The 26,277-nt window shown below is 35.0% G+C and carries 23 protein-coding genes; 20 read left to right on the top strand and 3 right to left on the bottom strand.

The window, feature by feature from the left end:
• Window positions 1-362: 362 nt before the first annotated feature.
• The 18 genes from HHU08_RS17730 to argH all read left to right on the top strand — a co-directional run bounded on the left by HHU08_RS17730 (window position 363) and on the right by argH (window position 22,354).
• On the top strand, window positions 363-1,511 hold the full coding sequence (locus tag HHU08_RS17730; protein ID WP_169188975.1) for a cysteine desulfurase family protein: 1,149 nt from the start codon (window positions 363-365) through the stop codon (window positions 1,509-1,511).
• Window positions 1,508-2,716, top strand: coding sequence for a tRNA uracil 4-sulfurtransferase ThiI (gene thiI / locus HHU08_RS17725; RefSeq protein ID WP_224427626.1), 1,209 nt, complete (start codon window positions 1,508-1,510; stop codon window positions 2,714-2,716). The genes HHU08_RS17730 and thiI overlap by 4 nt, the downstream gene beginning before the upstream one ends.
• A gap of 149 nt (window positions 2,717-2,865) precedes the next feature.
• Window positions 2,866-3,066 (top strand): alpha/beta-type small acid-soluble spore protein, encoded by a 201-nt coding sequence (locus tag HHU08_RS17720; RefSeq protein ID WP_016202811.1) that lies wholly within the window; start codon window positions 2,866-2,868, stop codon window positions 3,064-3,066.
• Between the two features lie 277 nt (window positions 3,067-3,343).
• On the top strand, window positions 3,344-4,921 hold the full coding sequence (gene mbcS / locus HHU08_RS17715; protein WP_169188973.1) for an acyl-CoA synthetase MbcS: 1,578 nt from the start codon (window positions 3,344-3,346) through the stop codon (window positions 4,919-4,921).
• A gap of 451 nt (window positions 4,922-5,372) precedes the next feature.
• Complete coding sequence (locus tag HHU08_RS17710) at window positions 5,373-6,977, top strand: amidohydrolase (protein WP_169188972.1); 1,605 nt, start codon at window positions 5,373-5,375, stop codon at window positions 6,975-6,977.
• A 164-nt stretch (window positions 6,978-7,141) separates the two neighbouring features.
• On the top strand, window positions 7,142-8,068 hold the full coding sequence (rarD, locus tag HHU08_RS17705; RefSeq protein WP_169189707.1) for an EamA family transporter RarD: 927 nt from the start codon (window positions 7,142-7,144) through the stop codon (window positions 8,066-8,068).
• 108 nt (window positions 8,069-8,176) lie between these two features.
• Window positions 8,177-9,190 (top strand): signal peptide peptidase SppA, encoded by a 1,014-nt coding sequence (gene sppA / locus HHU08_RS17700; protein ID WP_016202807.1) that lies wholly within the window; start codon window positions 8,177-8,179, stop codon window positions 9,188-9,190.
• Between the two features lie 11 nt (window positions 9,191-9,201).
• Window positions 9,202-9,750, top strand: coding sequence for an RDD family protein (locus tag HHU08_RS17695; RefSeq protein WP_016202806.1), 549 nt, complete (start codon window positions 9,202-9,204; stop codon window positions 9,748-9,750).
• Between the two features lie 693 nt (window positions 9,751-10,443).
• Complete coding sequence (locus HHU08_RS17690; RefSeq protein ID WP_169188971.1) at window positions 10,444-11,130, top strand: DUF2953 domain-containing protein; 687 nt, start codon at window positions 10,444-10,446, stop codon at window positions 11,128-11,130.
• A gap of 21 nt (window positions 11,131-11,151) precedes the next feature.
• Window positions 11,152-11,604: a GerW family sporulation protein gene (gene ytfJ, locus HHU08_RS17685; RefSeq protein WP_016202804.1), complete on the top strand. Its 453-nt coding sequence runs from the start codon at window positions 11,152-11,154 to the stop codon at window positions 11,602-11,604.
• Window positions 11,605-11,788: 184 nt separating this feature from the next.
• Window positions 11,789-12,289, top strand: a complete 501-nt coding sequence (gene tpx, locus HHU08_RS17680) for a thiol peroxidase (protein ID WP_101730639.1) — start codon at window positions 11,789-11,791, stop codon at window positions 12,287-12,289.
• A 377-nt stretch (window positions 12,290-12,666) separates the two neighbouring features.
• Window positions 12,667-13,656 (top strand): class I SAM-dependent methyltransferase, encoded by a 990-nt coding sequence (locus HHU08_RS17675; RefSeq protein ID WP_169188970.1) that lies wholly within the window; start codon window positions 12,667-12,669, stop codon window positions 13,654-13,656.
• Window positions 13,657-13,921: 265 nt separating this feature from the next.
• Window positions 13,922-15,112 carry an acetate kinase gene (locus HHU08_RS17670; RefSeq protein ID WP_016202801.1) on the top strand — a complete coding sequence of 397 codons (1,191 nt, stop codon included), beginning with the start codon at window positions 13,922-13,924 and terminating at the stop codon, window positions 15,110-15,112.
• Window positions 15,113-15,307: 195 nt separating this feature from the next.
• Window positions 15,308-16,135, top strand: coding sequence for an EcsC family protein (locus tag HHU08_RS17665; RefSeq protein ID WP_169188969.1), 828 nt, complete (start codon window positions 15,308-15,310; stop codon window positions 16,133-16,135).
• Window positions 16,136-16,283: 148 nt separating this feature from the next.
• Entirely contained in the window at window positions 16,284-18,599 is a 2,316-nt protein-coding gene (helD, locus tag HHU08_RS17660; RefSeq protein ID WP_169188968.1) for an RNA polymerase recycling motor HelD, read from the top strand.
• A gap of 19 nt (window positions 18,600-18,618) precedes the next feature.
• Complete coding sequence (locus HHU08_RS17655; protein WP_169188967.1) at window positions 18,619-19,125, top strand: MogA/MoaB family molybdenum cofactor biosynthesis protein; 507 nt, start codon at window positions 18,619-18,621, stop codon at window positions 19,123-19,125.
• A 632-nt stretch (window positions 19,126-19,757) separates the two neighbouring features.
• Window positions 19,758-20,966 (top strand): argininosuccinate synthase, encoded by a 1,209-nt coding sequence (locus tag HHU08_RS17650; protein WP_016202797.1) that lies wholly within the window; start codon window positions 19,758-19,760, stop codon window positions 20,964-20,966.
• Window positions 20,963-22,354, top strand: a complete 1,392-nt coding sequence (gene argH / locus HHU08_RS17645; RefSeq protein ID WP_016202796.1) for an argininosuccinate lyase — start codon at window positions 20,963-20,965, stop codon at window positions 22,352-22,354. Before HHU08_RS17650 ends, argH begins: the two co-directional genes overlap by 4 nt.
• Before the next feature lie 115 nt (window positions 22,355-22,469).
• Here the strand turns inward: argH and HHU08_RS17640 are convergent, their stop codons facing one another.
• On the bottom strand, window positions 22,470-22,910 hold the full coding sequence (locus HHU08_RS17640; RefSeq protein WP_016202795.1) for a universal stress protein: 441 nt from the start codon (window positions 22,908-22,910) through the stop codon (window positions 22,470-22,472).
• A gap of 109 nt (window positions 22,911-23,019) precedes the next feature.
• Between HHU08_RS17640 and HHU08_RS17635 the strand changes: the two genes are divergently transcribed.
• Window positions 23,020-23,166, top strand: coding sequence for a hypothetical protein (locus tag HHU08_RS17635; protein ID WP_156827780.1), 147 nt, complete (start codon window positions 23,020-23,022; stop codon window positions 23,164-23,166).
• Between the two features lie 337 nt (window positions 23,167-23,503).
• On the opposite strand, the gene HHU08_RS17630 is transcribed toward HHU08_RS17635, so the two are convergent.
• Both HHU08_RS17630 and HHU08_RS17625 read right to left on the bottom strand, forming a co-directional pair.
• Window positions 23,504-24,121 carry a cupin domain-containing protein gene (locus HHU08_RS17630; RefSeq protein ID WP_016202794.1) on the bottom strand — a complete coding sequence of 206 codons (618 nt, stop codon included), beginning with the start codon at window positions 24,119-24,121 and terminating at the stop codon, window positions 23,504-23,506.
• A gap of 180 nt (window positions 24,122-24,301) precedes the next feature.
• On the bottom strand, window positions 24,302-25,402 hold the full coding sequence (locus tag HHU08_RS17625; protein ID WP_016202793.1) for a M24 family metallopeptidase: 1,101 nt from the start codon (window positions 25,400-25,402) through the stop codon (window positions 24,302-24,304).
• A gap of 244 nt (window positions 25,403-25,646) precedes the next feature.
• Between HHU08_RS17625 and HHU08_RS17620 the strand changes: the two genes are divergently transcribed.
• Window positions 25,647-25,892, top strand: a complete 246-nt coding sequence (locus tag HHU08_RS17620) for a hypothetical protein (protein ID WP_040343196.1) — start codon at window positions 25,647-25,649, stop codon at window positions 25,890-25,892.
• Window positions 25,893-26,277 lie beyond the last annotated feature (385 nt).

The raw sequence follows: 26,277 nt of genomic DNA, 5'->3' as shown, positions 1-26,277 counted from the left end.
AGAAAAAGTCTGAGGAATATTAACTCAGACTTTTTTCATGGAACGGCGGAAATTTCTATGGAAGAAAAACAGGAAGAAAATAAAAGCCGCATCTTTTTATTCCATTCTTAACGGATAGTAATACTGTCACCTTAAGTAGCAGAAAATCAGGGAACTAGGTATTGAAACTCTCTTATAAAAATCTGAGATGTACAACTAACCATCAGTGGGAATGAGAAAACCTCCTCACCGATGGAAGTTTTCTTTACTACTTGTACTTATATTTGCAAAAGTTTTAACATATGGTAGCATAATAAAGGAAAACTTTCATTAGTGGGTCTTACTACCTATTATGCAGATTATGGAAAGGAACTTCCGAAGTAATGATATATTTAGACAATAGCGCAACAACAAGGCCTTTTTCAGAGGTTCTTACATCATATACAACCGTATCTCAAAAGTTCTTTGGAAACCCCTCCTCCATCCATCGAATCGGTATGGAAGCAGAGAAATTGCTAATACAAGCAAGAGAGCAAATTGCTGGACTCTTAGGCGTAAAAAGTAATGAAATTTATTTCACCTCAGGAGGAACGGAAGGAAATAATACTGTGTTAAAAGGGATTGCTCGTACGTATAAGGGAAGAGGAAATCATATTATAACAACAACCGTTGAACATGATTCTATTCATAAGGTAATGGAACAATTAGAAGAAGATGGTTTCTCTATCTCCTATGTACCTGTCAATGAATTTGGACAAGTATCCGCCGAAGATATAATCAAACATATTCGCAAAGAAACAATCTTAGTTTCTGTAATGCATGTGAACAATGAAATAGGTTCGATTCAACCAATTGAGGAAATAGGAAAAATTTTATCTAATTATTATCCTAATATATATTTTCATGTAGATGGTGTCCAAGGAATTGGGAAACAAGCTATTTCATTAAAGAAGGCTAATGTGGATGCTTATACCATCTCGGCCCATAAATTTCATGGGCTAAAAGGGAATGGAGTTTTATATATAAAAGAAGGAAAAAGAATGGAACCATTATTAGCAGGTGGAGGGCAGGAGAATGCTTTCCGAAGTGGAACAGAGAATGTAGCTGGTGCTGTAGCAACTGCCAAAGCATTACGTATGCAGCTCCAAAATGAAAAGGACAAAATGTCTATTCTGACACAGATGAATCTTTATTTGCGTGAGCAACTAGCTAGAATGAAAGGCATCTCTATCCATTCTCCAGCTCTAGAAAAAAGTGTTCCACATATTCTTAATTTTTCCATCGAAGGGGTAAAAGCAGAGGTATTTGTTCATGCTTTAGAGGAACGTGGGATTTATATTTCTACTACGAGTGCATGTTCTTCCAAAACAAATAAAGTTAGTAAAACATTATTAGGAATTGGTGTACCAGAACAAATTGCGGAAAGCTCTTTTAGAATTAGTCTATCTTATGAAAATACAATGACAGAAATGGAAAAAGTAATTGCTGCAATAAAAGACATCAAGGAATGGTTGAGAGGTGTAATGAAGTGAAATATGATCGTATTTTAATACGTTATGGAGAGCTATCTACAAAAGGAAGAAACAGAAAACAATTTGTAGATAAATTGAAGCAAACAATTGTAAAGTCTTTAGATGGTTTTCCGAATGTGGCGATTGAAGCCAAAAGGGAAAGAATGTATGTATTATTGAATGGGGAAAGTGCTGAGGAGATTTCCAAAGTTCTTAAAAGTATTTTTGGAATTCAATCTTTTAGCCCCGCAATCAAGTTAGAAAGAGATATTGAAATAATAAAAGCAGCTGCTTTGGATATAGTTGCTTCTTTATATAATGACGGATGTACTTTTAAAATAAGTGCTAGACGTGCTGATAAAGAGTTCGAACTTGATACAAATGATATTAATCAAGCTATTGGTGGCCATTTATTAAAAAATATCCCTGGTTTAAAAGTGGATGTTAAAAATCCTGATATTAATGTACAAATTGAAGTTAGACAAGAAGCGATTTATCTTTCGTGTGAAAATATTGCAGGGGCAGGTGGATTGCCTTCAGGCACAAGCGGGAAAGCAATGCTTATGTTATCAGGAGGGTTAGACAGCCCTGTAGCGGGTTATTTATCCATGAAAAGAGGCCTAGAAGTAGAGGGCGTTCATTTCTTTAGTCCTCCGTTTACTAGCGAAAGAGCAAAACAAAAGGTAATTGATATTTCGGAAAAGCTTGCTCATTTTAATGGTCATTTCGTATTGCATATTGTTCCATTTACTACTATTCAACAGTTGATTCATAAACAAATTCCAGAAAATTATACAATGACGGCAACTAGAAGAATGATGTTAAGAATTACAGATGAAATTCGCAGAAGACAAGAAGCACTTGCGATTATAACGGGAGAAAGCTTAGGGCAAGTTGCAAGCCAAACGTTAGAAAGTATGTATGCGATCAATGATGTGACAAATACACCAATATTGAGACCATTAATTACGTCAGATAAAACAGAAATAATTGAATGGGCAAAGAAAATCGATACACATGATATTTCGATTCGCCCATATGAGGATTGCTGTACAGTATTTGTACCATCTTCTCCTAAAACGAAACCTAAAAAAGAAAAAGTGCAGTATTATGAAAGCTTTACTGATTTTGAGCCATTGATTGAAGAAGCTGTTAATAAGGTGGAAACGATAATCCTAAAAAGAGAAGAGAAAAAGATTAACACAGAAACAGATTCTCTTTTCTAATACTAATTTTAAGTGGGGATAACTCGGTAAAAACTAGAAGATATGGTAATAACATTAATTTCCAAATTTATTGTGAACAATTACCAGTAATTTAAACGAATGAATGCCAGGTGTATTACACATTCTATTATCACAAGGAGGTGATACACATGGCAAACAATTCAAATCAATTAGTGGTTCCTGGTGTTTCTCAAGCTTTAGACCAAATGAAATATGAAATTGCTACTGAGTTTGGTGTAAGCTTAGGTGCTGAAACAACTTCTCGTGCTAACGGATCTGTTGGTGGTGAAATCACTAAACGTTTAGTACAAATGGCTGAGCAACAATTAGGCGGCGGTTTCTCTAAATAATTTAATACAATGGCTACAAAGAGCAAGGCATCATGCCTTGCTCTTTTCTTACGGCTTTTTTATTGGCAAAATAATTTTACTCATCAAAAGGAAGTGCAGTTTTCAGAGGAATGATGCTTCAAAACTGTTTATCTGGTAGAAGAAAAGAGTTTTTTGAAAAAATTCAGAAAAATACATTAATTTCATTGAAGGTTTGAAATTTAAATAATTTAAAAAATACAGGTAGGGTAGTATAATGGGTTAAGTATTTACAATTAGAATCAGGAGGAAAATATTTATGAGTACGGAAGATTTAATAGCTCCAGAACAATATAACTTTGTTTCGGAGATTGAAAAATTTGCCCAAAATCCAGATAGACTTGCATTGAAATGGGAGAATGAAGAAGGCGAAACAAAAGAAGTTACCTATTCCTCCTTAATGAAATCAGCAAATAGAATAGGAAATGTATTTAAAGAAGAGGGCTTACAAAAAGGGGATGTCGTCCTTGTCATTGTTCCAAGAATAATGGAAGCTTATCAAGTATATTTAGCTGCATTAAAACTAGGGTTAACCGTTCTACCTAGTTCAGAAATGCTTCGTGCGAAAGACTTACAATATCGCATCAAGCACGGAGACGTAAAAGCAGTTGTTAGTTATTATCCATTCATAGGTGAATTAGAACTAGTGGAAGAAATACATACGATTAAACGTTTTGTGCTAGGAGAAGGAAAAGAAGGCTGGATGACTTTAGATGAGCGAGTACATGATGTTTCCGATGAGCTTGAGCTCGTTCATACACTTAAGACAGACACAGCATTTATTTCATACACATCCGGAACAACCGGTAATCCTAAAGGGGTTGTACATACACATGGGTGGGCATATGCTCATCTAAGAACGGCTGCGCCTAATTGGCTCTGTATTGAAGAGGGAGACTTAGTGTGGGCAACTGCAGGACCTGGATGGCAGAAATGGGTTTGGAGTCCTTTATTATCAGTATTAGGATCTGGAGCGATTGGACTTGTTTATCATGGTAGATTTAACCCAGAAAAATATTTGCAGCTTCTGGAGAAATACGAAGTAAATGTTTTTTGTTGTACACCAACTGAGTATCGTTTGATGGCGAAAGTGGAAGATATTCATAAGTATCAATTAAATCAACTACGAAGTGCTGTTTCCGCTGGAGAACCATTAAACAGAGAAGTAATTGATGTATTTAAAGAACATTTCCAGCTAGATGTACGTGATGGATATGGACAAACAGAAAATACATTGCTAATTGGGATAACAAAAGGTGTTGAATTACGACCTGGGTCGATGGGGAAACCAACACCAGGAAATATTGTAGAAATTATCAATGAAGATGGTGAAATATGTCCTATAGATGAGGTTGGTGATATCGCTGTACATAAAGATACACCTGCATTATTTAAAGAGTATTTAAAAGAACCAGAGAGAACGAAAAATCAATTTCGCGGTGATTATTACATCACTGGTGACCGTGCGAGAAAAGATAAAGATGGCTATTTTTGGTTCGAAGGTCGAAGAGATGATATCATTATCAGTTCTGGTTATACAATTGGACCATTTGAAGTGGAGGATGCTTTAGTTAAGCATAGAGCGGTTAAAGAATGTGCAGTAGTAGCAAGTCCAGATTCGATCAGAGGAAATGTTGTGAAAGCTTTTGTTGTTCTTCGAGATGGAATGGAAGGAAGCGAAGAATTAATCAAAGAGCTGCAATCTCATGTGAAAAAATTAACAGCCCCTTATAAGTATCCTCGCAAGATAGAATTTATGGATGAATTGCCGAAAACAACTTCAGGTAAAATTAGAAGAGTTGAATTACGGGAAAATGAGCAGAAAAATAAGTATTAAAGAAGAAAATGACGCATTCAGCTAATAGGATCGTCTATTTAAAAGAGGATGGGACATAACTAAATAGATACTCTGTAAAGACGAACAATTTCTAATATAGCTAGTAAATAGCGGCTGCTTTCGCATACTTTTTACAAGAGGAAATATAATTAGTTGGAAAAACAGAGCAGCCGGAATACACGAAGACTCCTATGGGATTAGCGAGACAGTCTGAGACCCTGCAGGCCACAGGCCGAAGCGGCTCAGCGCGAGCCCCATGGAAAGCGAAGTGTATTCCGGCTGCGGGGAATCGCACCAAACTTCATGGAAACATCCTTTGAAAAACAAATAAAAGCCCGAACAATTATACGGAACATTCATTAGCATCTTCGTATAATTGTTCGGAATTATCCTTGGCTGGAATACTTATGTCCCAGCCTCTTTTATGAAAAGTAAATAACAGGAGGATCTGATGGGGAAACTTATTTATGGTGGGAAAATATATACGCTTAAAGAGGAAGGGCATGTAGTAGAAGCTGTTTTTACGGACAAGCAGCATATTGTCGATTATGGAGATAAAAACTACTTGGAAGAAAAATTTGCAGGAAGTATCGTAGAAAAAATAGATTTAAAAGGTGATATCCTTTTGCCAGGGTTTGTAGATAGTCACATGCATTTAGTTGGTCACGGGGAAAAACTTTTAAGGTTAAATTTATCAACGTGTACATCTAAAGAGCAAGCTTTGAAATTGCTGGCTAGTTATGCGAAGGACATAAAAGAAGGAGAATGGATTATTGGTGATGGCTGGAATGAAAACATGTGGCCAGAGCAACAGGCGCTAACTTTTAAGGATATCGATGAGTATGTGCCAAATCATCCAGTTCTGTTAAATCGAATATGCAAGCATGCAATCGCAGTGAACGCTTATGCTTTAAAAATTGCCAATATTACAAATGATACAGCAGTCCCATTTGGCGGTGTTATTGAAAAGGATGAAGCAGGCAATCTTACAGGGGTTTTTAAAGATCAAGCCCAAGAATTAATTACAAGCATATTACCTAAGGTGACAGATGATTATGTAGAAAGAGCATTGCGAGCAGGGATTAAAGATGCTTATCGCTTAGGGCTTACTGGAGCGCATACAGAAGATTTAAACTATTATCATGGCTATGAAGGTACATACCGTTCCTTTAAAAAAGTAGTAGAAGAAGAAGGGAATCTTTTTAGAGCTCATTTGCTTGTTCATCATGAAGTATTTGAAGAAATAATCCAAGCAGGTGGAAAATATTTAGGAGGTTCGGAGTGGGTTGAGCTTGGTAGTATGAAAATATTTGCTGATGGTGCTTTTGGTGGAAGAACGGCACTATTAAGTAGACCATATCATGATGATCCTTCCACAAATGGAGTAAGTATTTTTACCCAAGAAGTGTTAAATCGATTGGTAGCGAAAGCAAGAGAAAAAGAAGTTCCAATAGCAGTCCATGCAATCGGAGATGCAGCTTTTGAAATGGTGTTAGAGGCGATTGAAAAACACCCATTGCAAGGTTTTGGGAGAGATCGTCTTATCCATGCAACGATGCTACGTAAAGATTTAATCGAACGGATGAGAGGATTACCTTTAATATTAGATATCCAGCCAAGCTTTGTAGCTTCTGATTTTCCATGGGTAATAGATAGACTTGGAAAGGAAAATCTTGCTTATTGTTATGCCTGGAAAACACTATTAAAAGAAGGGCTGCATTGTGCAGGAGGCTCAGATGCTCCGATTGAAAGTGCGAATCCTTTAGCAGGAATTCAAGCGGCTGTAACAAGATCTAACGATGAGGATAAACGGGGAGTAGGATATCTTCCAGAAGAGGCATTGACAGTTTATGAAGCTGTTTGCCTGTATACGAAAGGAAGTGCCTATGCTATTTGCCATGAAGATAACCGTGGAAAAATCGAAAAAGGATATCTAGCGGATTTTACCATATTAAACAAAGATATTTTTACAATAAATCCACAGGAAATTGAGAAAATAACAGTAACAAAAACGATTGTTGGAAATGAAATAATGTATGAACGTTTGGCGCAATAAACAAGCAAAAAGATTAGGAATAATCCCTAATCTTTTTGCTTGTTTATGAAAATATTCCGTAAAAAGGTTCATTCCTTTACAAACAAAATGCTAAAAAAGATTGCCAGCTTCCAAAAAAATATATATAATATGGAATATTTCGAATATAGAAAGAAGCGATGATGATGGAGAAAAACGACGTTCGGCATGGGGTCATATTTGCGGCGATTTCCTATTTAATATGGGGGCTTTTCCCGATATATTGGAAACATCTGCAGGGGGTAGGAGCAGATGAAATTCTAGCAAACAGAATTTTGTGGTCGTTTATATTTATGTGTATTTTACTAACTTTTACACGTAAATGGGGATTGTTTTATCAAACACTGCGATCATTTAAGCATCAAAAAAAACAGGGAATTATGCTATTTGTTGCCTCTGTATTAGTTAGTTGTAATTGGTTTGTCTATATTTGGGCTGTAAATGCAAATAAAATAATCGAAACTAGTCTCGGATATTATATAAATCCATTAGTAAGTGTATTATTGGGTATTTTTGTAATGAAAGAAAAATTGTCGAAAATTCAGTATGTCTCCGTCGGATTAGCTGCAATTGGAGTCTGTATTATTACATTTGCACATGGCGCATTTCCTTGGATAGCAATATCTTTAGCATTAACATTTGGATTATATGGCTTAACAAAAAAATTAATCAAAGTTAATTCGGATGTAGGATTAACATTGGAAACAATGTTTATTACACCATTTGCTTTACTTTATATTGGCTATTTATTTATTAAAGGGGATCATGCATTTTTAGCAGTTTCAGCAAGTTTGGATTTCTTATTAATTATTTCAGGTGTATTAACTGCCGTACCATTATTGTTTTTTGCTAAGGGGGCGCAGAAGATTCCTTTATCTATGCTGGGGTTCATTCAATATTTAACACCTACATTGACACTGATTCTTGGGGTATTTGTATATCATGAACCATTTACACCTTCTCATTTATTAGCATTTATATTTATTTGGACAGCATTATCGATTTATTCTCTTTCGCAAACAAAGTTATTTACTAATTCCAAAAAGCGACAGCAAGCAAAGGGAATAGCATAATACAATAGAAAAATTAATACGATATTTAAGTGCTTTACCATTTTTCTGAAACATTCTCGATGGTAGTACGTATATGAAATAGAAAGATTAATAGGGGGTTATGAGTGAATGAGTGGAAAACGTTGGGCAGCTTTAGGGATAGCAGGTGTTATATTCGCTTTCTCCATTATTACCAGCATGGTATCAATGGCATTTACAACAGATGTAGAAGAGTTATTTGGACAATTCCTAAGTGAGGGAGAAGCGCCTTATGTAGAAGAATACATAGAGGATGGAGATTATTCTAAGAAAATAGTGGTCTTAGAAGTATCTGGAGCCATCCAAGATACAGGCGATGCTGAATCTCTTTTCTCAACAGTAGGATATAACCATACTTCATTTATGGAAAAACTTGATTACATAAACGAAGATCCGAGTGTAAAAGGAGTTATTTTGAAAGTGAATTCTCCAGGTGGAGGAGTTGTAGAAAGTGCCCAAATTCATGATAAATTAGTCGAAATACAAAAGGAATCGGACATACCGGTTTACGTATCAATGGGTTCTATGGCAGCTTCTGGAGGGTATTATATTTCAGCACCCGCAGATAAAATTTTTGCAAGTCCTGAAACATTGACTGGTTCACTTGGAGTTATTATGAGTGGATATAATTTTGAAGGGCTTGCTGAAAAATATGGAGTAGAGTTTGTCACAATTAAGAGTGGTAAGTATAAGGATATCATGAGTTCAACGAGAGAAATGACAGAGGAAGAAAGAGATATACTCCAACAATTAATCGACAATTCTTACGCTGGCTTTGTTAAAGTTATTGCGGACGGACGAGGTATGACAGAAGCAGAAGTGAAAAAAATCGCAGATGGTCGTATCTATGATGGTAGACAGGCGAAGGAATTAAATTTAATTGATGATTTTGGCTATTTTGATGATGTAGTAGAACAGATGAAAACAGATTATAAATTAAAGGACGCAGCGGTTGTTAAGTATACCGACAATACTGGTTTTGGTTCCCTGTTCGGCATGACTGCAAAAAAATTAATAACAAGTGAGGATAAAGAATTAGCAAATATATTAAAAATCGTCACAAATGCTAACTCACCTCGGCTAATGTATTTATATGCAGAATAGGAGGGGACATAATGAGTAATGAACGTGATGATTTTGAACAAGAAGTATTACAGAAGGAAGAAGGACTACAAGAGCAATCAGTATCATCAGAGAAGCAAGTGGATATTGAAAAAACAGTACTGGCAGAAGAACAAAATAAGGAAATTTCTTATGTCTATGCAGGCTTTTGGATGCGTTTTTGGGCTTATTTAGCCGACTTAATTATTGTCTCGAGCGTTAACCGTATCTTAATCTACCCAATTCTACGAATATTAGATGTGCCGTTGCATGAATCAGGTATTTTTTCTACGGTAAACATTTGTACAGCGATTACTTTTTATTTGTATTTTGTTTTAATGACTAAGTTTTTAAAACAAACGTTAGGAAAAATGATCTTTGGCTTAAAGGTAGTGCCTATAAACAAAGAAAAGTTAACTTGGGATACGGTTCTGTTCCGGGAGTGGATCGGTCGATTTATCTCTGGCAGTTTTTTCATTTTATATGCATTAGTGGCCTTCTTGCCAAAAAAACAAGGAATTCATGACTTATTTGCTGATACGGCAGTGATTCATGATCGATAAAAAAACAGTCCATAACAACGTCGATGTTATGGACTGTTTTTTTTGAGGCTGGAACAAAAGTATTACAACCAAATATAAACTCGAACCATTATATGGAGATTGTTAATCAAATTTTCGTATAATTGTTTGGGTTTTTTATTCATTTTAAATAGGGTTTGAGGTAGTTACCCGCAGACTGAATCCACTTTGCTTTCCATGGGGCGAGCGCCGAGCCGCTTCGGCTTCGCCTGCAGGGTCTCGGACTTTCTCGCAGCTCCCATAGGAGTCTACGTGTATTCAATCTGCTCCGCTTTTCCTAATAATTAAATTTTCTTTAAAAAAATTGGTGGAACTAAATAACCTTTAAAAACGCAATGGAACGAATTGGCTTCACTACTAAATGAGAGATTGTTCGCCTTTACGCAGTATATATTTTGTTTTATCCCAGCCTCTTAATGGGTGGAATTTCTCCCACTCTTCACAGGCAGTAAGACTTAACCATAAACTGCGGAAAATTGAGAGAGCTAGGGGTGGAAACTCTCTCATAAAAGGTCCAATAAGTGCAATAATCAACAGTGAAGGAGGGGGAAAACTCTCCTCTGTTGGCAGTTTTCTTTATTTTTGCTTAAACATTGAGTCAAGATTCCTTGTAAAGCATGTTTATTTTTACCTACTTTATCCAATAATAATAAGCTGAAGGGAAGTGTTACCAAAGTGAAAGTTCTTTTCATAATCGCTATTATTATTGGTGCTTTTTTATTACTGCTCGTTCTCTTATGCTTTTTAAAATTAACCATACATATACGCTATTATCATAAAAAGGATAATGATGATTTAAAAATAGAGGTTCGCGCATTATTTGGACTTATAAAATATAAAAAAACAATCCCTCTGATAAAAATAGATAATGACTCCCCAACGTTGGTGATGGAAGAGGAAACGGAAATAAAGGGTAAAAAAGATACAACGGAGGAAACAAAACAATATTCTCCTTCTGATTTATTGAATTTTTTATCAAATTTCAAAGAATTATTGAATCATGTTGTTCAATTTCACCGCATAGTAAGGTCATTTTTAGCGAAACTTACAATAAGGAATATAGAATGGAGTTCTATTGTTGGACTCGGTGATGCAGCTCATACTGGCATGGTTTCTGGAGCTATATGGGCAGTGAAAGGAAGCATTATCGGGATTATTAGTAATTATATGAAACTTCGAGATATGCCAAAAATCAATATTTATCCACACTTTCAAGGAGTTGCATCTGAAACATTATTTTCTTGTATGATTCAATTTCGGATAGGGCATGCTATGATGGCAGGAATTAAACTGGTGAAATATTGGAAAGATGGTTTTCCTAAGTTTAAAACTAATGAAACGTCTATTCCAAGTAAACAATAGTACAAATGGAGGAATGGGAAAATGTCAGATCATCCAATTCAAGGCTTAATGACAACCGCAATGGAAAATTTAAAAGAAATGATTGATGTCAATACGATTATTGGCGATCCAGTCGAGACACCTGATGGCAGCGTTATATTAACGGTTTCCAAAGTAGGCTTTGGGTTTGCAGCTGGAGGAAGCGAGTTTACGCTAGAAAATCATTCATTAAACGATTCACTAACAAAGCATCCTTTCGGTGGAGGTAGCGGTGGCGGAGTAAGTATTACGCCAATTGCTTTCTTGATTGTAAATGCTCAAGGTGTAAAAATGGTACACTTGGACGAAAGTACACACCTATACGAAAAAATCTTGGACATTGCGCCACAAGCAGTTGATAAAATTCAGCAAATGTTTGCAAAAAAAGATTCTTCCTCTGAGTCAAATAGTAGTGAAGGTCATACACATCAACAAAAAGAAAATATTGAATTTTAATAGTTAGAATTGCTACGAATATAATGGTTGGAAGTACGAGTTCACAATAAACGGTGAACTCGTTTCATTTTACTTGTAAATGAAAATCATTCTTTATACAGTTCGTAATTTTTGCAAATACAAGGAACAATCGCTATGATGAAAGTAATTACATAAGATTACATAAAAAATGGAGGAGAATACAATGGCAACAGTAACATTTAAACATACCCCAGTAACATTGATTGGTAATGAAGTGAAGGTTGGAGATAAGGCACCCGATTTTATCGCATTAGCTAATGATATGTCAGAAGTATCACTAGCAAGCTCAAAGGGGAAAATTCGTCTTTTTAGTGTTGTTCCTTCAATTGATACAGGTGTTTGTGATACGCAAACAAGAAGATTTAATGAAGAAGCTGCTAATCTTGCGAATATAGAGATAATAACAGTAAGTGTTGATTTACCTTTCGCTCAAAGAAGATGGTGTGCAGCAAGTGGTTTAGATAATGTTATTACTGTATCAGACCACAGAGATTTATCTTTTGGGGAAGCGTACGGCGTTGTTATGAAAGAATTGCGTTTATTAGCACGAGCAATCTTTGTTGTTGACACAAATGATACTGTTACATATGTAGAATATGTAAGTGAAGGCAGTAACCATCCAAACTATGAGGCAGCTATTTCAGCAGCAAAAGCAGCAAACTGATGAACTTAATTGCAGGTAATACATCGATTATCTGGTTAAATGATTAACCGTGTGATAAGCTAGAGTTTGGCCTTCTATTAAAAGGACAGGCTCTTTTTATTTGTCTGTTTTCTTTTTCTGGTCAACTCTTAACGCGGGCAGTAAGCCCCCCCGCCTCAAAGCTGTGGGAAATCGAAGAACTAGGCGTAGAAACTCTCCCGAAAAGTTCGATAAGTGCAACTAACCACGAGTGGGAGATGAGGAAAAAACACTGATGGAAGCTTCTTTATGTGGTTACAAGGCATACTTTGTGTGAAGCTTGAAGATAAGACATGAAAAGCCATTTAAAGGTTTCTCAAAGGTAATAACAACAATCTACAATAAATAGGTGATAATATATGAACATTTCTCCAGTAGAAGAATTATTTACAGTATTCAATGAAACAGCATTGATTATACAAGAAGAATTAGAGTATACGTATTTAGAATCATTAGCTTTATCAGGGGAAAATATTTTCCAAGAAGCTATTTTACAGGAAGAATTGAGCGAACTAAGCAAAAAGAGATTAAGAAAATCGTATGAAGCAATTAAATTAGCTAAGTACACAAAAGAAGAAATACGCAAAGCTTTTCAACTTGTCATTTTAAAAGGGATGAAAGAAAGTACACAACCAAATCACCAAATGACACCAGATTCAATCGGCATTCTTTTCGGCTATTTAGTGCAGAAGTTTTATGTAAAAGAGGATCTTCGTCTGTTAGATTTAGCGGTTGGTACAGGGAATTTATTAACAACCGTAATGAACTATCAGCAAGGCAAAAATTTAGCTGCATATGGTGTAGATATTGATGATTTACTATTACAGCTAGCTCTAGTAAATGCTAATTTGCAGGAACAACAAGTTGAATTTTATAACCAAGATAGCCTAGAACATTTATTCATCGATCCAGTAGATGTAGTCGTGAGTGATTTACCAGTTGGCTATTATCCAAATGATGTTCGTGCAAATGAATTTAAAGTGAAAGCTGAAAATGGACATACTTATGCTCATCATTTATTTATTGAACAAAGCATGAATTATTTAAAACCAGGTGGCTATGCATTTTTTGTTATTCCCAATAATTTATTTGAGTCTGAGCAAGCGGATAAACTCCATGAATATATAAAAGAAGAAGTTCACATACAGGGGATATTGCAATTACCGGAAACGCTTTTCAAAAATAAACAGTCGGCAAAAAGTATATTGATTCTGCAGAAAAAGGGGAATAATATAGTAGCGCCAAAACAAGTATTACTTGCAAAAGTGCCAAGGCTATCCAATATGCCAGCCATGGAAAAAGTTTTAAGTGAAATGGATACATGGATCAAACAGAATAAACAGGAATAAAATGTACTCTTTACTAAAATTGTTATAAGACAGATTTTTTCTATTATATAGAAGATAATCGACATAAATATGTCTTTTTTTCGAAAAATACACGAAAAATGAAAAAAATATCAATAACAGGGTATAATGTGCTTGAAATGTTTCTAGTAGAATGTTTTAATGAAAAACTGAAAGAAGTAAATCTTGTCTGTAATATGTTTGGATCTGTTCAATGTCAGACAAAGTAAATAATAAGTTGTTATATAAAAGGGGAGTAAATCATTTTATGGCAAAAATTATTGCGATTAATGCGGGTAGTTCTTCATTAAAGTTTCAGTTATTTGAAATGCCAAGTGAAGAAGTAATTACAAAAGGTTTAATAGAACGCATTGGATTAACTGATGCTGTTTTCAATATTTCCGTTAACGGTGAAAAAATCAAAGAGGTTACAGAAATTCCAGATCATGATGTAGCAGTTAAAATTCTTTTAGGAAAATTAACAGAGTTAGGCATTATTGCATCATTAGATGAAATCGATGGAATTGGACATCGTGTAGTACATGGTGGAGAAGAATTTGCTGATTCTGCAGTAATTACAGATGAAGTAATTGATAAAATTGATACTTTATCAGAATTGGCGCCTCTACACAACCCAGCAAACTTAACTGGTATCCGTGCATTCCAACATGTATTACCGAATGTTCCAGCAGTAGCAGTATATGACACAGCGTTCCATCAAACTATGCCTGAGAAATCTTATTTATACAGTCTTCCATATGAATATTATGAGCAATATGGAATTCGTAAATATGGTTTCCATGGTACTAGCCATAAGTACGTGTCTCAACGTGCAGCTGAATTATTAGGTCGTCCAATTGAACAATTACGTTTAATTTCATGTCACTTAGGAAATGGTGCTAGTATTGCTGCTATTGAAGGTGGAAAGTCCATGGACACTTCTATGGGATTCACTCCTCTTGCTGGGGTAACAATGGGAACTCGTTCTGGTAATATCGATCCAGCTCTTATCCCGTTCATCATGGAAAAAACAGATCAATCTGCTGATGAAGTGCTACAAGTATTAAATAAAAAGAGTGGTCTTTTAGGAATCTCTGGTTTCTCCAGTGATTTACGTGATATTACAGAGCAAGCAAAAGAAGGAAATGATCGTGCAGAGCTTGCCTTACAAATATTTGCCGATAACATTCATAAATATATTGGATCATATGCATCTGGAATGAACGGTGTAGATGCAATTATCTTCACAGCCGGTATCGGTGAAAACAGTGAAATCGTTCGTGCTAGAGTACTTCAAGGTCTTGAATTTATGGGCGTATACTGGGATCCAACATTAAATAAAATTTCTGGTGAAGAGTCATTCATTAACTACCCACACTCTCCAGTAAAAGTAATGGTAATTCCAACAAATGAAGAAGTAATGATTGCAAGAGACGTTTGTAGATTAGCTGGAATCTAAGTTAACTATATAAACGTAGGTATATAATAATTATTAAATATAAAGACAATCTTTTTTCGTAGAACAATTTACGATTAGGATTGTCTTTTTCCCACTATAAAAAGGAATCCAATGTAAACTGATAAATATATTGTCTTTCATTATATTCTTTTAGTAAAATAAGGAATGATTCTTATTTTACAGAGGGGGGATTAAATGCTTACGAAAGCAGAAACCTATTATTTGGAAAAATTGAAGCAGTGGGAAAATGAATTAAGAAGTGAGCGACCAAATAAAATTCTCCAACTTTGCTCAGATTATATAAATACTGGTTTAACCTATTTACCTGAAATGCAAAAACAAAAAATATTGCGATCACTCGATAACATCTTATTTCATCTTCATGCCATCTTATTTAATTCCACATTTCAACGAAATACCGCACAAAAATTAATGCAACAAGCAAGAGTACATAATGAATCCATCTTCACATTAAAAGACATGACAAAATTAAATATTGACCAATTACAATCAATTGCAGATAAACAAATGGCTCATTACAGGATGCTTGCTTCTGCCCAAGGGGCCTTGGCGTCAAAGCATACAGGCTTTTTAATAGGAGATTTTCTCTCTATACTTATTATTAATCTTCGTGCCGTTCAGGTTCTTGCTTCGATATATGGGAGACCAGCTGAAAGCCCTAATGAGATCATGACTGCACTAAAAGTTTTCTGTGCAGGTTGTTTGCCGAAGGAGCAGCGATTAGAAGCTTGGAATGAGCTAATGCTTGAACAGGTGCAGGAACAACAAGGTTTTTTTTATAATGGAAAGGAAGAAATTGTCCAGGAAAAAATGCTGTACACGATTTTAACAGAGCTAATAAAGCTTTCTTTGCTCGTATTTTTTAGAGGAAAATCATCCTATAAAGGTACAATCATTGGAGCAGCAGTAAATTATCATTTCACAAAAAAGATAACCGAAATGGCACATCATTATTATCAGAAATGCTATTTACTAAGTAAACGAGATGAAAATTTATCCTAATCTAACGGGTAGTCATCCCCCACCTTAAGGCTGTGGGAAACCGAGAAAACTAGGTGAGAAAACTTTCCCGTTAAGGTCGGTCCGATAGGTGCAACTAACCATCAGCGAGGGAGGAGGAAAAACCTCCCTGATGGAAGGTTTCTTATAAATGGAGAAAGGAGAAACGATGGAAGACTTTTCAAAAGATGAATGGGAACAGGAAGAAAGAAGACTTGAATATACTAAAAATTACATGAATGTTGTTTTACAAGAGGCACAAATAAATCAAGGGACATTACAAGAAAACGTACGAGAGTCTATAAGTAATGAAGAAGCTCTTGATAGTAGTTTGAGCTATATCAACTATTTAACTAACAGTAAGTTTTTACAGTTGGCAACAACAGAGCTAAATATTTTAAAGCGAATTTTAGATGCCCCTTATTTTGCACGAATTGATTATCAGATGAAAGGGAAATCCCATAAAGATGTTTATTATCTTGGGAAAACTTCACTTTATGAAAAAGATACACAAAAACCAATTATAGTAGACTGGCGCTCACCGATTGCGAATGTCTATTATGACGGAAGGTTAGGAGAAGTTGCTTACGAAGTCAATGAAGAAACGATTGAAGGGTATTTATCGTTAAAAAGACAATTTAAAATCGAAAAAGGAAAGCTAAATCATTATCAGGATATTGATTTAACAACAACAGATGAGTTATTACAGCAATCGCTTGCTGGTAAAGCAGATCAACGATTATCGGAGATTATTTCAACCATTCAAGCAGAACAAAATGAAATTATTCGAGCTGACTTAAATCGACCGATTATTGTGCAAGGAGCGGCAGGCAGTGGGAAAACCACTATTGCTTTACACCGTATATCATACTTTATATATAACTATGCAAGATATTTCCAACCGGAGCAATTAATGATTATTGCACCAAATAATATGTTCATAGGATACATTGCGGAGGCATTGCCAGACTTAGGTGTTGAAAAAATCCGGCAAACAACGTTTCTGGACTATGTCCTATTATGCATTGGGAAGAAAATGAAAGTAATCCAATCAAATAAAAAGCTGCTAACATTCATAAACCATGAGAATAAACAGGAAGAACTGGTAAAGTGGCTTTCTCGCTATAAAGGATCTTTAGCTTATAAAAAGGTAATGGATAAATATTTAATGGATATATGTAATGAAATGAGTCCGAAAGAAGATTTTCGAGTAGAAAAATTCCCCTTATATGGAGCGAAGAAGTTGGAGCGATTATTTAAGAAGGAATATGACTACCTTCCTTTAATCAAACGGAAAGAGAAAATAAAGGGGATTTTACAAGCAGATTTAAAGCGGAAAAAGAAAATAATTTTAATCAAATTAGAGGAAAAGTACGAGGAAGCATTAGATCGTGCTCTGCGGATTAAAGAAGATGACAAGCGGAAAGAAAAAGTAGTCTACTTTTTAGATACAAAGGAAGAACGTTTAGCAAATGTCAAAAAAGAAGCTTCAACTGCTGTTAGAAAATATATGAAAACAATGCAGACGACTGATTTATACGGGTATTATGCACGACTATTTGAGGATAAGAAGCTTCTTAGAAAATATACGGAAGATTCTCTAACGGAAAAGCAATTAAATTATATGATTGCCTTTCAACGAAAGATATTAAAGCAAAAGAAAGTAGAAATGGAAGATTTAGGGGCATTATTTTATTTGCAGTATAAAATTTTTGGTATCGACAAAGAGTATCGAGCGAAAAATATTGTTATTGATGAAGTTCAAGATTATAGTGAATTTCAGCTTTATGCCTTAAAAGCAGGACTGGAAACAGATATGTTTACTCTTGTCGGTGACTTGGCACAAGGTATTCACTCCTATCGCGGATTACAAAACTGGCAGACGTTGCAGCAGATTATTTTTCCACGAGCAAATTATATGACCTTACAAAAAAGCTATCGGACTACAATAGAAATTATGTTTTTAGCAAATGAGATTTTGCATCTACTAGATGAAGATCTGCCTAAAGTGAAACCAGTTGTACGTCATGGAGAAAAACCGACAGTTCATTTGTATGACCAAAAACAAGCTTTAGTAGACAAAATGATCGAGCTAGCAGATGGATTGCACGGAGAAGGTTTTCATTCTATTGCCATTATTGGTAAAACAGAAGAAGAATGTAAAGCTATATTCAAAGAAATGCAAAAAAGAAAAGTACCTAATGTTCAATTTCTACAAGAAAATGAAGAGCTTGAAAAGAATTATTTAATTATTGTACCGAGCTATCTTTCCAAGGGACTAGAATTTGATGCAGTGTTCCTTTTTACGTTAAACGAGGTTTTTACACAAGAAGAAATCGATTTAAAGCTATTATATGTAGCGATGACAAGACCGATGCATCGTCTTCATTTATTTACCCGCGAAAAAACAGCGCTATTATTAGATAAGGCAAATGAGTCACATTTTACAGTGGAGATAGCAAAATAGAAAAAGAGTGGAGGAAAGCATGAATAAACAAATCCATACGAAGCATCAATATTTGCAAGTAGGCTGTAAAGTTATAACAGTCAGTGATACAAGAACAAAGGAAAATGATAAAAGTGGCCAATTAATGATAGAACTATTAAAGCAAGAAAAACATTCTGTACTAGAATATGTCATCATAAAGGATGATGCACAACAAATTAAGCGAGAAATAATAGCGGGAGTTCAATCAGATGGAATTGATTGTATTCTCCTTAATGGAGGAACAGGTATCTCACCAAGAGATGTGACAATTGAAGCAATCAAACCAATTCTCACAAAAGAATTGTATGGGTTTGGAGAATTGTTCCGCATGCTAAGCTATACAGAAGACATAGGCTCAAGTGCAATTTTATCAAGAGCGATTGCTGGAACCATTCAAAATACGGTTGTTTTCTCTACTCCAGGATCAACGGGAGCGGTACGTCTTGCGATGAACAAACTAATTCTCCCAGAATTAAGCCATGTAGTCAGTGAATTACATAAATAGAAGATAATGATGAAGATGGGACATAAGTATTTTTAACCTAATAACCCCAAACAATTATACGTACATGCTAAGAAAAGTTCGTATAATTGTTTGGGGTTTTCTTCATTTTAGGCTGTTTTCGTAAAGTTTGTTGCGATTACCCGCAGCTGGAATGCGGGGTCTTGGACTTTCTCGCAATTCCCATAGGAGTCTAAGTGTATTCCGTCTGCTTCGTATTTCCTACTCATTATATTTTCTTTAAAAAAATGATGGAATGAAATAACCTTTAAAAATGGAACGAGTTGGTTTCGCTACTAAATGAGAGACTGTTCGTCTTTATCTATTATATATTTTGTTCTGTCCCAGCCTTTTTTTAATGGAGTGAAATATAGAATACATCTTTTTTAGAAGTGTGATGCATAAAAATATGCATAAATTAGAAAGTGTAATACAAGGTTTATTAATATAAATGGCTAATTAATAGGCTATTATTGAAAAGTGAGGTAATTATACTTGTATAAAAATTAAATTCTTTATATTTTTATAATAAATCTATTGAAATTATTAGAAAAAGTTGTTAAAGTGATAAATATAGTTTTTGAATAAAAATATAAATAAATGAATATTTATTCGAATATAGGAGGAATTAGGTAATGGCAAATCCAAAGGTAGTATTAGCATATTCAGGTGGATTAGATACATCTGTAGCAATAAAATGGTTACAGGATCAAAATTATGATGTAGTCGCATGCTGCTTAGATGTTGGTGAAGGAAAAGACTTGAATTTCATTCAGCAAAAGGCATTATCTGTTGGAGCTGTTCAATCTTACGTAATTGACGCAAAAGAAGAATTCGCACAGGATTTTGCACTTACTGCTATGCAGGCACATACGCTTTATGAAGGGAAATACCCGCTTGTTTCTGCCTTATCAAGACCTTTAATCTCAAAAAAATTAGTTGAAGTGGCAGAAAAGGAAAATGCAATTGCAGTCGCACATGGATGTACGGGAAAAGGAAATGACCAAGTGCGTTTTGAAGTTTCTATACAAGCATTGAATCCAAATTTAAAAGTACTAGCACCTGTTCGCGAATGGGGATGGTCGCGTGAGGAAGAAATTGCTTATGCAAAAGAAAAAAATATTCCGATACCTGTTAACTTAGATAGCCCATTTTCTATTGACCAAAATCTATGGGGAAGAAGCAATGAATGTGGTATTTTAGAAGATCCTTGGGCTGCTCCTCCAGAAGAAGCATATGACTTAACGGTAAGTCTTGAAAATGCACCTGATCAAGCAGATATTATTGAAATTGAATTTAAAGAAGGGGTTCCAGTTAGCATTGACGGCATTTCTTACTCATTATCGGGGTTAATCCTTGAGTTAAATAAAATCGCTGGAAAACATGGAGTTGGCAGAATAGATCATGTAGAAAATAGATTAGTAGGAATAAAGTCTAGAGAAGTGTATGAATGTCCAGGGGCATTAACACTTATTAAAGCACATAAAGAATTAGAGGATATAACACTTGTCAAAGAAGTAGCCCATTTCAAGCCAGTGATTGAAAAGAAAATCACAGAGGTTATTTATGAAGGGCTTTGGTTCTCACCAATAACAAAAGCATTACAAGCATTTTTACAAGAAACACAAAAAAATGTAACAGGTACTGTTCGTGTGAAATTATTTAAAGGGCATGCGATTGTAGAAGGGAGAAAATCGCCAAATTCTCTATATGATGAGAAACTTGCTACGTATACTTCGGATGACGAGTTTGATCACGCTGCAGCGGTTGGTTTCATCAAGTTATGGGGACTACCAACAAAAGTACAAAGCATTGTGGAAAACGGCAAGAAGGTGACTGTGTGAAGAAATTATGGGGAGGCAGATTTACAAAATCTGCCGAGGAATGGGTCGACGAATTCGGTGCGTCCATTTCTTTTGATCAAGAGCTAGTGTTAGAAGATATCGAAGGGAGCATTGCCCATGTGGCTATGCTCTCTAAAACAGGAATATTGTCAGTTGAAGAGGCGGAGAAAATCAAAAGTGGTTTACTAGCTCTCCAAAATCAAGCAGAAAATGACGAATTAACGTTTTCTGTAAAGTTAGAAGATATTCATCTTAATTTAGAAAGTCAATTAACCGATTTAATAGGTCCTCTAGGTGGGAAGCTTCATACTGGGAGAAGTAGAAATGATCAGGTTGCAACAGATATGCATCTTTATCTAAGAAGACAAGTGAAGTTGATTATTCAATTGTTGAATGATTTACAAATCGCTCTGTTGGAAAAGGCTGAAATTCATATTGAAACAGTAATGCCTGGCTACACTCATCTTCAACGGGCACAACCTATTTCGTTTGCACATCATTTAATGGCCTATTTTTGGATGTTTGAAAGAGACAAACAAAGATATCAAGAAAATCTAACGAGAATTAATGTATCACCTCTTGGTTCCGGTGCTTTAGCAGGAACAACCTTCCCAATTGATCGTGCATATAGTGCTAACTTACTTGGGTTTGATTCCATATATGAAAATAGTATGGATGCAGTTAGTGATCGTGATTTTATTCTGGAATTTTTATCGACTAGTTCCATTTTAATGATGCACCTTTCCCGCTTTAGCGAAGAAATTATTCTTTGGTCTTCTCAAGAATTTAAATTTATCGAATTAGACGATAGTTTTTCAACAGGAAGTAGTATCATGCCTCAAAAGAAAAACCCGGATATGGCTGAATTAATCAGAGGAAAAACGGGGCGGGTATATGGTAATTTAATGGGGTTATTAACTGTGTTGAAAGGTTTGCCACTTTCCTACAATAAAGACATGCAGGAAGACAAAGAGGGGATGTTTGATACAGTGAAAACAGTTGTTGGATCTTTACGCATCTTCGCAGGGATGATTCAAACAATGAAGGTTAATGAACAAGGAATGGAAAATGCCACAAAAAATGATTTTTCTAATGCGACAGAATTAGCTGATTATTTATCAGATAAAGGCATGCCGTTTAGAGAAGCTCATGAAGTAGTCGGGAAATTGGTTCTATATTGTGTAAATAAAAAATGTTATTTACAGGATTTAAGTATAGAAGAACTAAAAGCGGCAAATAGCTTATTTGAAGAAGATATTTATCATGTATTAAATCCAAGAACCGCAGTGGAAAGACGAAATAGTGCAGGTGGAACAGGATTTAAACAAATAGAACTAGCAATTGAAAAAGCTAAGCTTTGTGTGTTTGAAAAAGAAGAAGTCAAATAAAAGAAGAATATTCTATTTTTGAGTGCAAAGTTGCAATCAAATAATAGAATATTCTTCTTTACACTTTAGTTGACACTTAACGGACAGTAAATGATAAAAGTTTTCTTTATATTGCTTAACTATTTCTAACAACTAAAACATCACAAGGTGCGTTTCTTGTTATTCCTTCAGATACACTTCCAATAATAAATCGCTCAACTGCATTTAATCCTGTAGCTCCACAAACAATTAAATCTGCTTTATATTTAGTTGCGATTTCTCGAGGAACTACTGAGCGTGGAGAACCAAATTCAATTGCTTTTACTACATTTTGAATACCTGCAGTAGTTGCTTCCGCTACATATTTATCTAATAACTCATTTGCGAACTCATCCGATTTAGCGGCTATGGACTGATCATATGCAGCTACTGTTGCAAAAGACCTTGTATCAATAACGTGAGCAATAACAAGCTTGGAACTGTTTTCTTTCGCTATTGAAATCGCTTTCTTTATTGCATTGTCTGCTTCTTCTGAACCATCTACTGCAACAATAATGTTTTGATAGTTTACGTTCATCCGTGTTCACTCCTTTAGTTTATCTACTTATATTATATACCCAATTCATGCATAAGTTTAACTTTTCATTCAGATAATAGGTAAGAATTTAAGAAAGGGAGGAATTAAGATGGACAAACAAAATGGAAGTAAACAGAATGAGTTTCAATTTGATGAAAAAGGAAGCGAAGAGGTAACAGCACAAGTAATGGATTCATATAATGCTGGTGCGATTGATACTATTTTAAGTGAAGAAAAGAAACAGCCGAAACAGTAAATATATATAGTTCCAAGAGGCTGGGGCATAACTAAATAGATATTCTTTACAGACGAATAATCCCTAATTTAGCTATTGAATAATGGCTACTTTCGCATACTTGGTTATTTGTGTTTTTACATGTAGTCATATGTAAGAACCAGCTCGTTCCATTGCGCTACAGACACTCGCTTTCCGCGGCTCAGCGCAAGCCCCACGGAAAGTGAAGTGTATTCAGACTACGAGTAATAACAACAAACTTCATAGAACATCCTTTTTAAAAACGAATAAAAAATCCCAAACAATTATACGAATCTTTCAATAGATTGGTTCGGCAATTTAGTAATGAGTATATAGATTAATAATGACCTGGAACGTAGTAAGGGTGTTGATAACCTGGTTGTTGCGGATAATTGTTAGTTGGATAATGCTGTTGTCGTGGATCGTTTCTATTGATAGATGGTCCAAGAATCGTGGTTTTATTAATTGGCGATATGGTAGATTTCCACTTATTTACGTCCATTGAATAAGTATGTGCCATTAAATCAGGAGGAGTGAGGCGAAGTAAATCAGATCCAAAGATTGCTTCAGGTGTTGGTGCATTAAATATAGCTAATAAATGAGTATTATTTGTATTAGCAATTTCATAATGCCACCATCCTTGGGGAACATTCGCTACTTGGGCAGGTGTGATTGTATAGTTTTGAATTTTTTTCGTAAACGGATTTAATAGCGAAACAGTGGCAGATCCGGATATACAATAAACGAGTTCAGCTGCGTTTTGGTGAACATGTGGCTCCACTACAATATCTTTGCTTAAATAGATATCCAGCAATGACACGTTTTCCAACGAATTTAACTGTTGTTCGCCTAAAACATTAATGTAATTTTGATTATCCCTTTTAAAAAAATTGCTTTTATTTACATCGAAACTATATTTTATTTTTGGATCTGTATAATCCACATATTTAACCATTCTTTTCTTCTCCTTCTTCCCCTTAAAAGTCTAGGTATTTTATGTAGGATTTTTAATTAGGTGCAAGTACATAAAGGAAGAAATAGATTAGGAGTTTATATTAATTCGAAGTTAATTATAAACAAAACAAAAAAGAAAGTATCGATGGTCATTTACCGATACTCTCTTAATTATTTTTACTTATTGGATGATTTGAAGTTCTTTTGGGAATTTTGTTAAAATCTCTACCCCTTCTTTTGTAACATAGATATCATCTTCGATTCGAACTCCTGCCACATTCGGTACGTAAATTCCAGGTTCGATCGTATATACCATGCCTTCTTGTAAAACAAGCGAATTTGTTTCCGTTAAGGAAGGGAATTCATGAACACTAATACCTAATCCATGACCTAAACGATGTGGAAAGAAATCTCCATATCCCGCATCTTTTATCGTGTTACGAGCAGCAAGGTCAACGGTAGCACATGAAACGCCTGGCTTAGAGGCTTCGATTGCAGTAAGCTGCGCTTTTAAAACAGTGTCATAAATGTCCTTTTGTTTTTCGTTAATGTCTCCAAAAGCAACTGTTCTAGTAATATCAGAGCAGTACCCATCAACCACTACCCCTAAATCAAATAATACTAAGTCTCCTTTTCTTACTTTTGTTTCGCCAGGGTTACCATGAGGAGAAGCGCCATTAACGCCCGTTAGTACCATAGTAGAAAAGGACATTTTACCGATGCCTTTTTTCTTTAATTCATATTCGATGCTTGCTAGGATTTCCATTTCTGACTTACCTTCTGCAATTTCATTGCAGCCAACTTCTATAGCAAAGTCTGCCCATTTACAAGCCTCTTTTATTTTAGCTAATTCATCCGAAGTTTTAACCATACGCAAAGTATTAATTTTTTCTTCAGCAGAAACATATCCTTTGATGTTAGGGAAAGAATTCTGCAATGCCTGATATCTTGTAACGTTCATGTGATCCATTTCAAGGGCAACTTTTACCGTACGGCTTGTACGACTTTGAACCATGCTTTGAATAGTGTCCCATGGGTTGTCTGTATCGCTATAGCCGATAATTTCATAGCTCCAGCCAGCGTTTTTCGCATCATTTTTTTCCATGGCAGGACAAACTAATATTGGATCATTTTCTGGAAATACAATCAATGCTAATAGTCTTTCGTGTGGATCACTGTAAAATCCACTGAAATAGAAGATATTATCTGTTGATGTTAAAAATGTGAAATCAATTTCTTCTTGTTTCATCCAGTTTGCTAGAGAATCTAATTTTTTTTCCATGTTAACCAACCTCCAAGTCTTTCTTACCAAGTAATACTTCTTTACTCTTACGCTGTTTCGTAGGACTAGTTGAATATATTTCTTATCCTATAAGATTAACAACATAAGTCGTGCATGTAAATATTTAGCTTTCCTAAATTTTTTGTCATTGTGGATATAATGGCTAACATCTTAATTTAGCAAATTTTCCATACTTTTTTCAGTCTTGTCCGCATAGTATGGAAACAGGGAGGTTTTAATGATTATGAATAAGAATAGATATTTATTATGCATCTTATTATGTGGAGTGCTTTTATATTATGGAGTGCCAAGACTTTCTCCATTTAGTGAAGGGGCTGAAGGAATCTTTTCGATTACTTGGCTTGCCTTTGCTTTAATAGTGGTAGCAGGGAATTTAACGGCGTTACTATATACTCCTAAGAAACCAAGAGCAGTCAAAAGATCCTATAGTAAAGTACAGAAAAAGAAAAAAATATATTATTACCAATAAGATTAAAATAGCTAGTTTGGATGAGTCCATACTAGCTTTCGTTTGTAGAAAAGAATGAGAAGAGATAGGCGAATGGAATTTATGTATTTAGGGAAAGAGAGAAAATGATGGTTCTTCCATTTGTTTATAGTCGAATGTTTTATGACGATTAACAGAGAATTCATTGAATACCCTAGTAGTTCACTCTATAATAAAGATATGTCAGCTTATTTGAAATAAGAAAAAATATTTCTCGGTAAGCTATGAGTAGATAAATGATGAATTTTAGATAAATAGAGAGAAAATACGTATTTAAATGTTTAGTGCAGGCAGTTTTCGCTTTAAGCAAGCTTAAGGAATCAAAACAACATGTTTTTCTAAGTTTGTTTGCGATTTAGCAATGTGC

The sequence above is a fragment of the Niallia alba genome (genome assembly GCF_012933555.1).
Lineage (GTDB): Bacteria > Bacillota > Bacilli > Bacillales > Cytobacillaceae > Niallia > Niallia alba.
The sequence above is the reverse complement of the archived record's forward strand: the minus strand, read 5'-3'. Positions and strand labels throughout refer to the sequence as shown.

Bases quoted from the DNA above. Each gene is read 5' to 3' on its own strand.
- HHU08_RS17730 (WP_169188975.1), top strand. From the start codon at position 363: ATGATATATTTAGACAATAGCGCAACAACAAGGCCTTTTTCAGAGGTT.
- HHU08_RS17720 (WP_016202811.1), top strand. From the start codon at position 2,866: ATGGCAAACAATTCAAATCAATTAGTGGTTCCTGGTGTTTCTCAAGCT.
- mbcS (WP_169188973.1), top strand. From the start codon at position 3,344: ATGAGTACGGAAGATTTAATAGCTCCAGAACAATATAACTTTGTTTCG.
- HHU08_RS17710 (WP_169188972.1), top strand. From the start codon at position 5,373: ATGGGGAAACTTATTTATGGTGGGAAAATATATACGCTTAAAGAGGAA.
- rarD (WP_169189707.1), top strand. From the start codon at position 7,142: ATGGAGAAAAACGACGTTCGGCATGGGGTCATATTTGCGGCGATTTCC.
- sppA (WP_016202807.1), top strand. From the start codon at position 8,177: ATGAGTGGAAAACGTTGGGCAGCTTTAGGGATAGCAGGTGTTATATTC.
- HHU08_RS17695 (WP_016202806.1), top strand. From the start codon at position 9,202: ATGAGTAATGAACGTGATGATTTTGAACAAGAAGTATTACAGAAGGAA.
- ytfJ (WP_016202804.1), top strand. From the start codon at position 11,152: ATGTCAGATCATCCAATTCAAGGCTTAATGACAACCGCAATGGAAAAT.
- tpx (WP_101730639.1), top strand. From the start codon at position 11,789: ATGGCAACAGTAACATTTAAACATACCCCAGTAACATTGATTGGTAAT.
- HHU08_RS17675 (WP_169188970.1), top strand. From the start codon at position 12,667: ATGAACATTTCTCCAGTAGAAGAATTATTTACAGTATTCAATGAAACA.
- HHU08_RS17670 (WP_016202801.1), top strand. From the start codon at position 13,922: ATGGCAAAAATTATTGCGATTAATGCGGGTAGTTCTTCATTAAAGTTT.
- HHU08_RS17665 (WP_169188969.1), top strand. From the start codon at position 15,308: ATGCTTACGAAAGCAGAAACCTATTATTTGGAAAAATTGAAGCAGTGG.
- helD (WP_169188968.1), top strand. From the start codon at position 16,284: ATGGAGAAAGGAGAAACGATGGAAGACTTTTCAAAAGATGAATGGGAA.
- HHU08_RS17655 (WP_169188967.1), top strand. From the start codon at position 18,619: ATGAATAAACAAATCCATACGAAGCATCAATATTTGCAAGTAGGCTGT.
- HHU08_RS17650 (WP_016202797.1), top strand. From the start codon at position 19,758: ATGGCAAATCCAAAGGTAGTATTAGCATATTCAGGTGGATTAGATACA.
- HHU08_RS17640 (WP_016202795.1), bottom strand. From the start codon at position 22,910: ATGAACGTAAACTATCAAAACATTATTGTTGCAGTAGATGGTTCAGAA.
- HHU08_RS17635 (WP_156827780.1), top strand. From the start codon at position 23,020: ATGGACAAACAAAATGGAAGTAAACAGAATGAGTTTCAATTTGATGAA.
- HHU08_RS17630 (WP_016202794.1), bottom strand. From the start codon at position 24,121: ATGGTTAAATATGTGGATTATACAGATCCAAAAATAAAATATAGTTTC.
- HHU08_RS17625 (WP_016202793.1), bottom strand. From the start codon at position 25,402: ATGGAAAAAAAATTAGATTCTCTAGCAAACTGGATGAAACAAGAAGAA.
- HHU08_RS17620 (WP_040343196.1), top strand. From the start codon at position 25,647: ATGAATAAGAATAGATATTTATTATGCATCTTATTATGTGGAGTGCTT.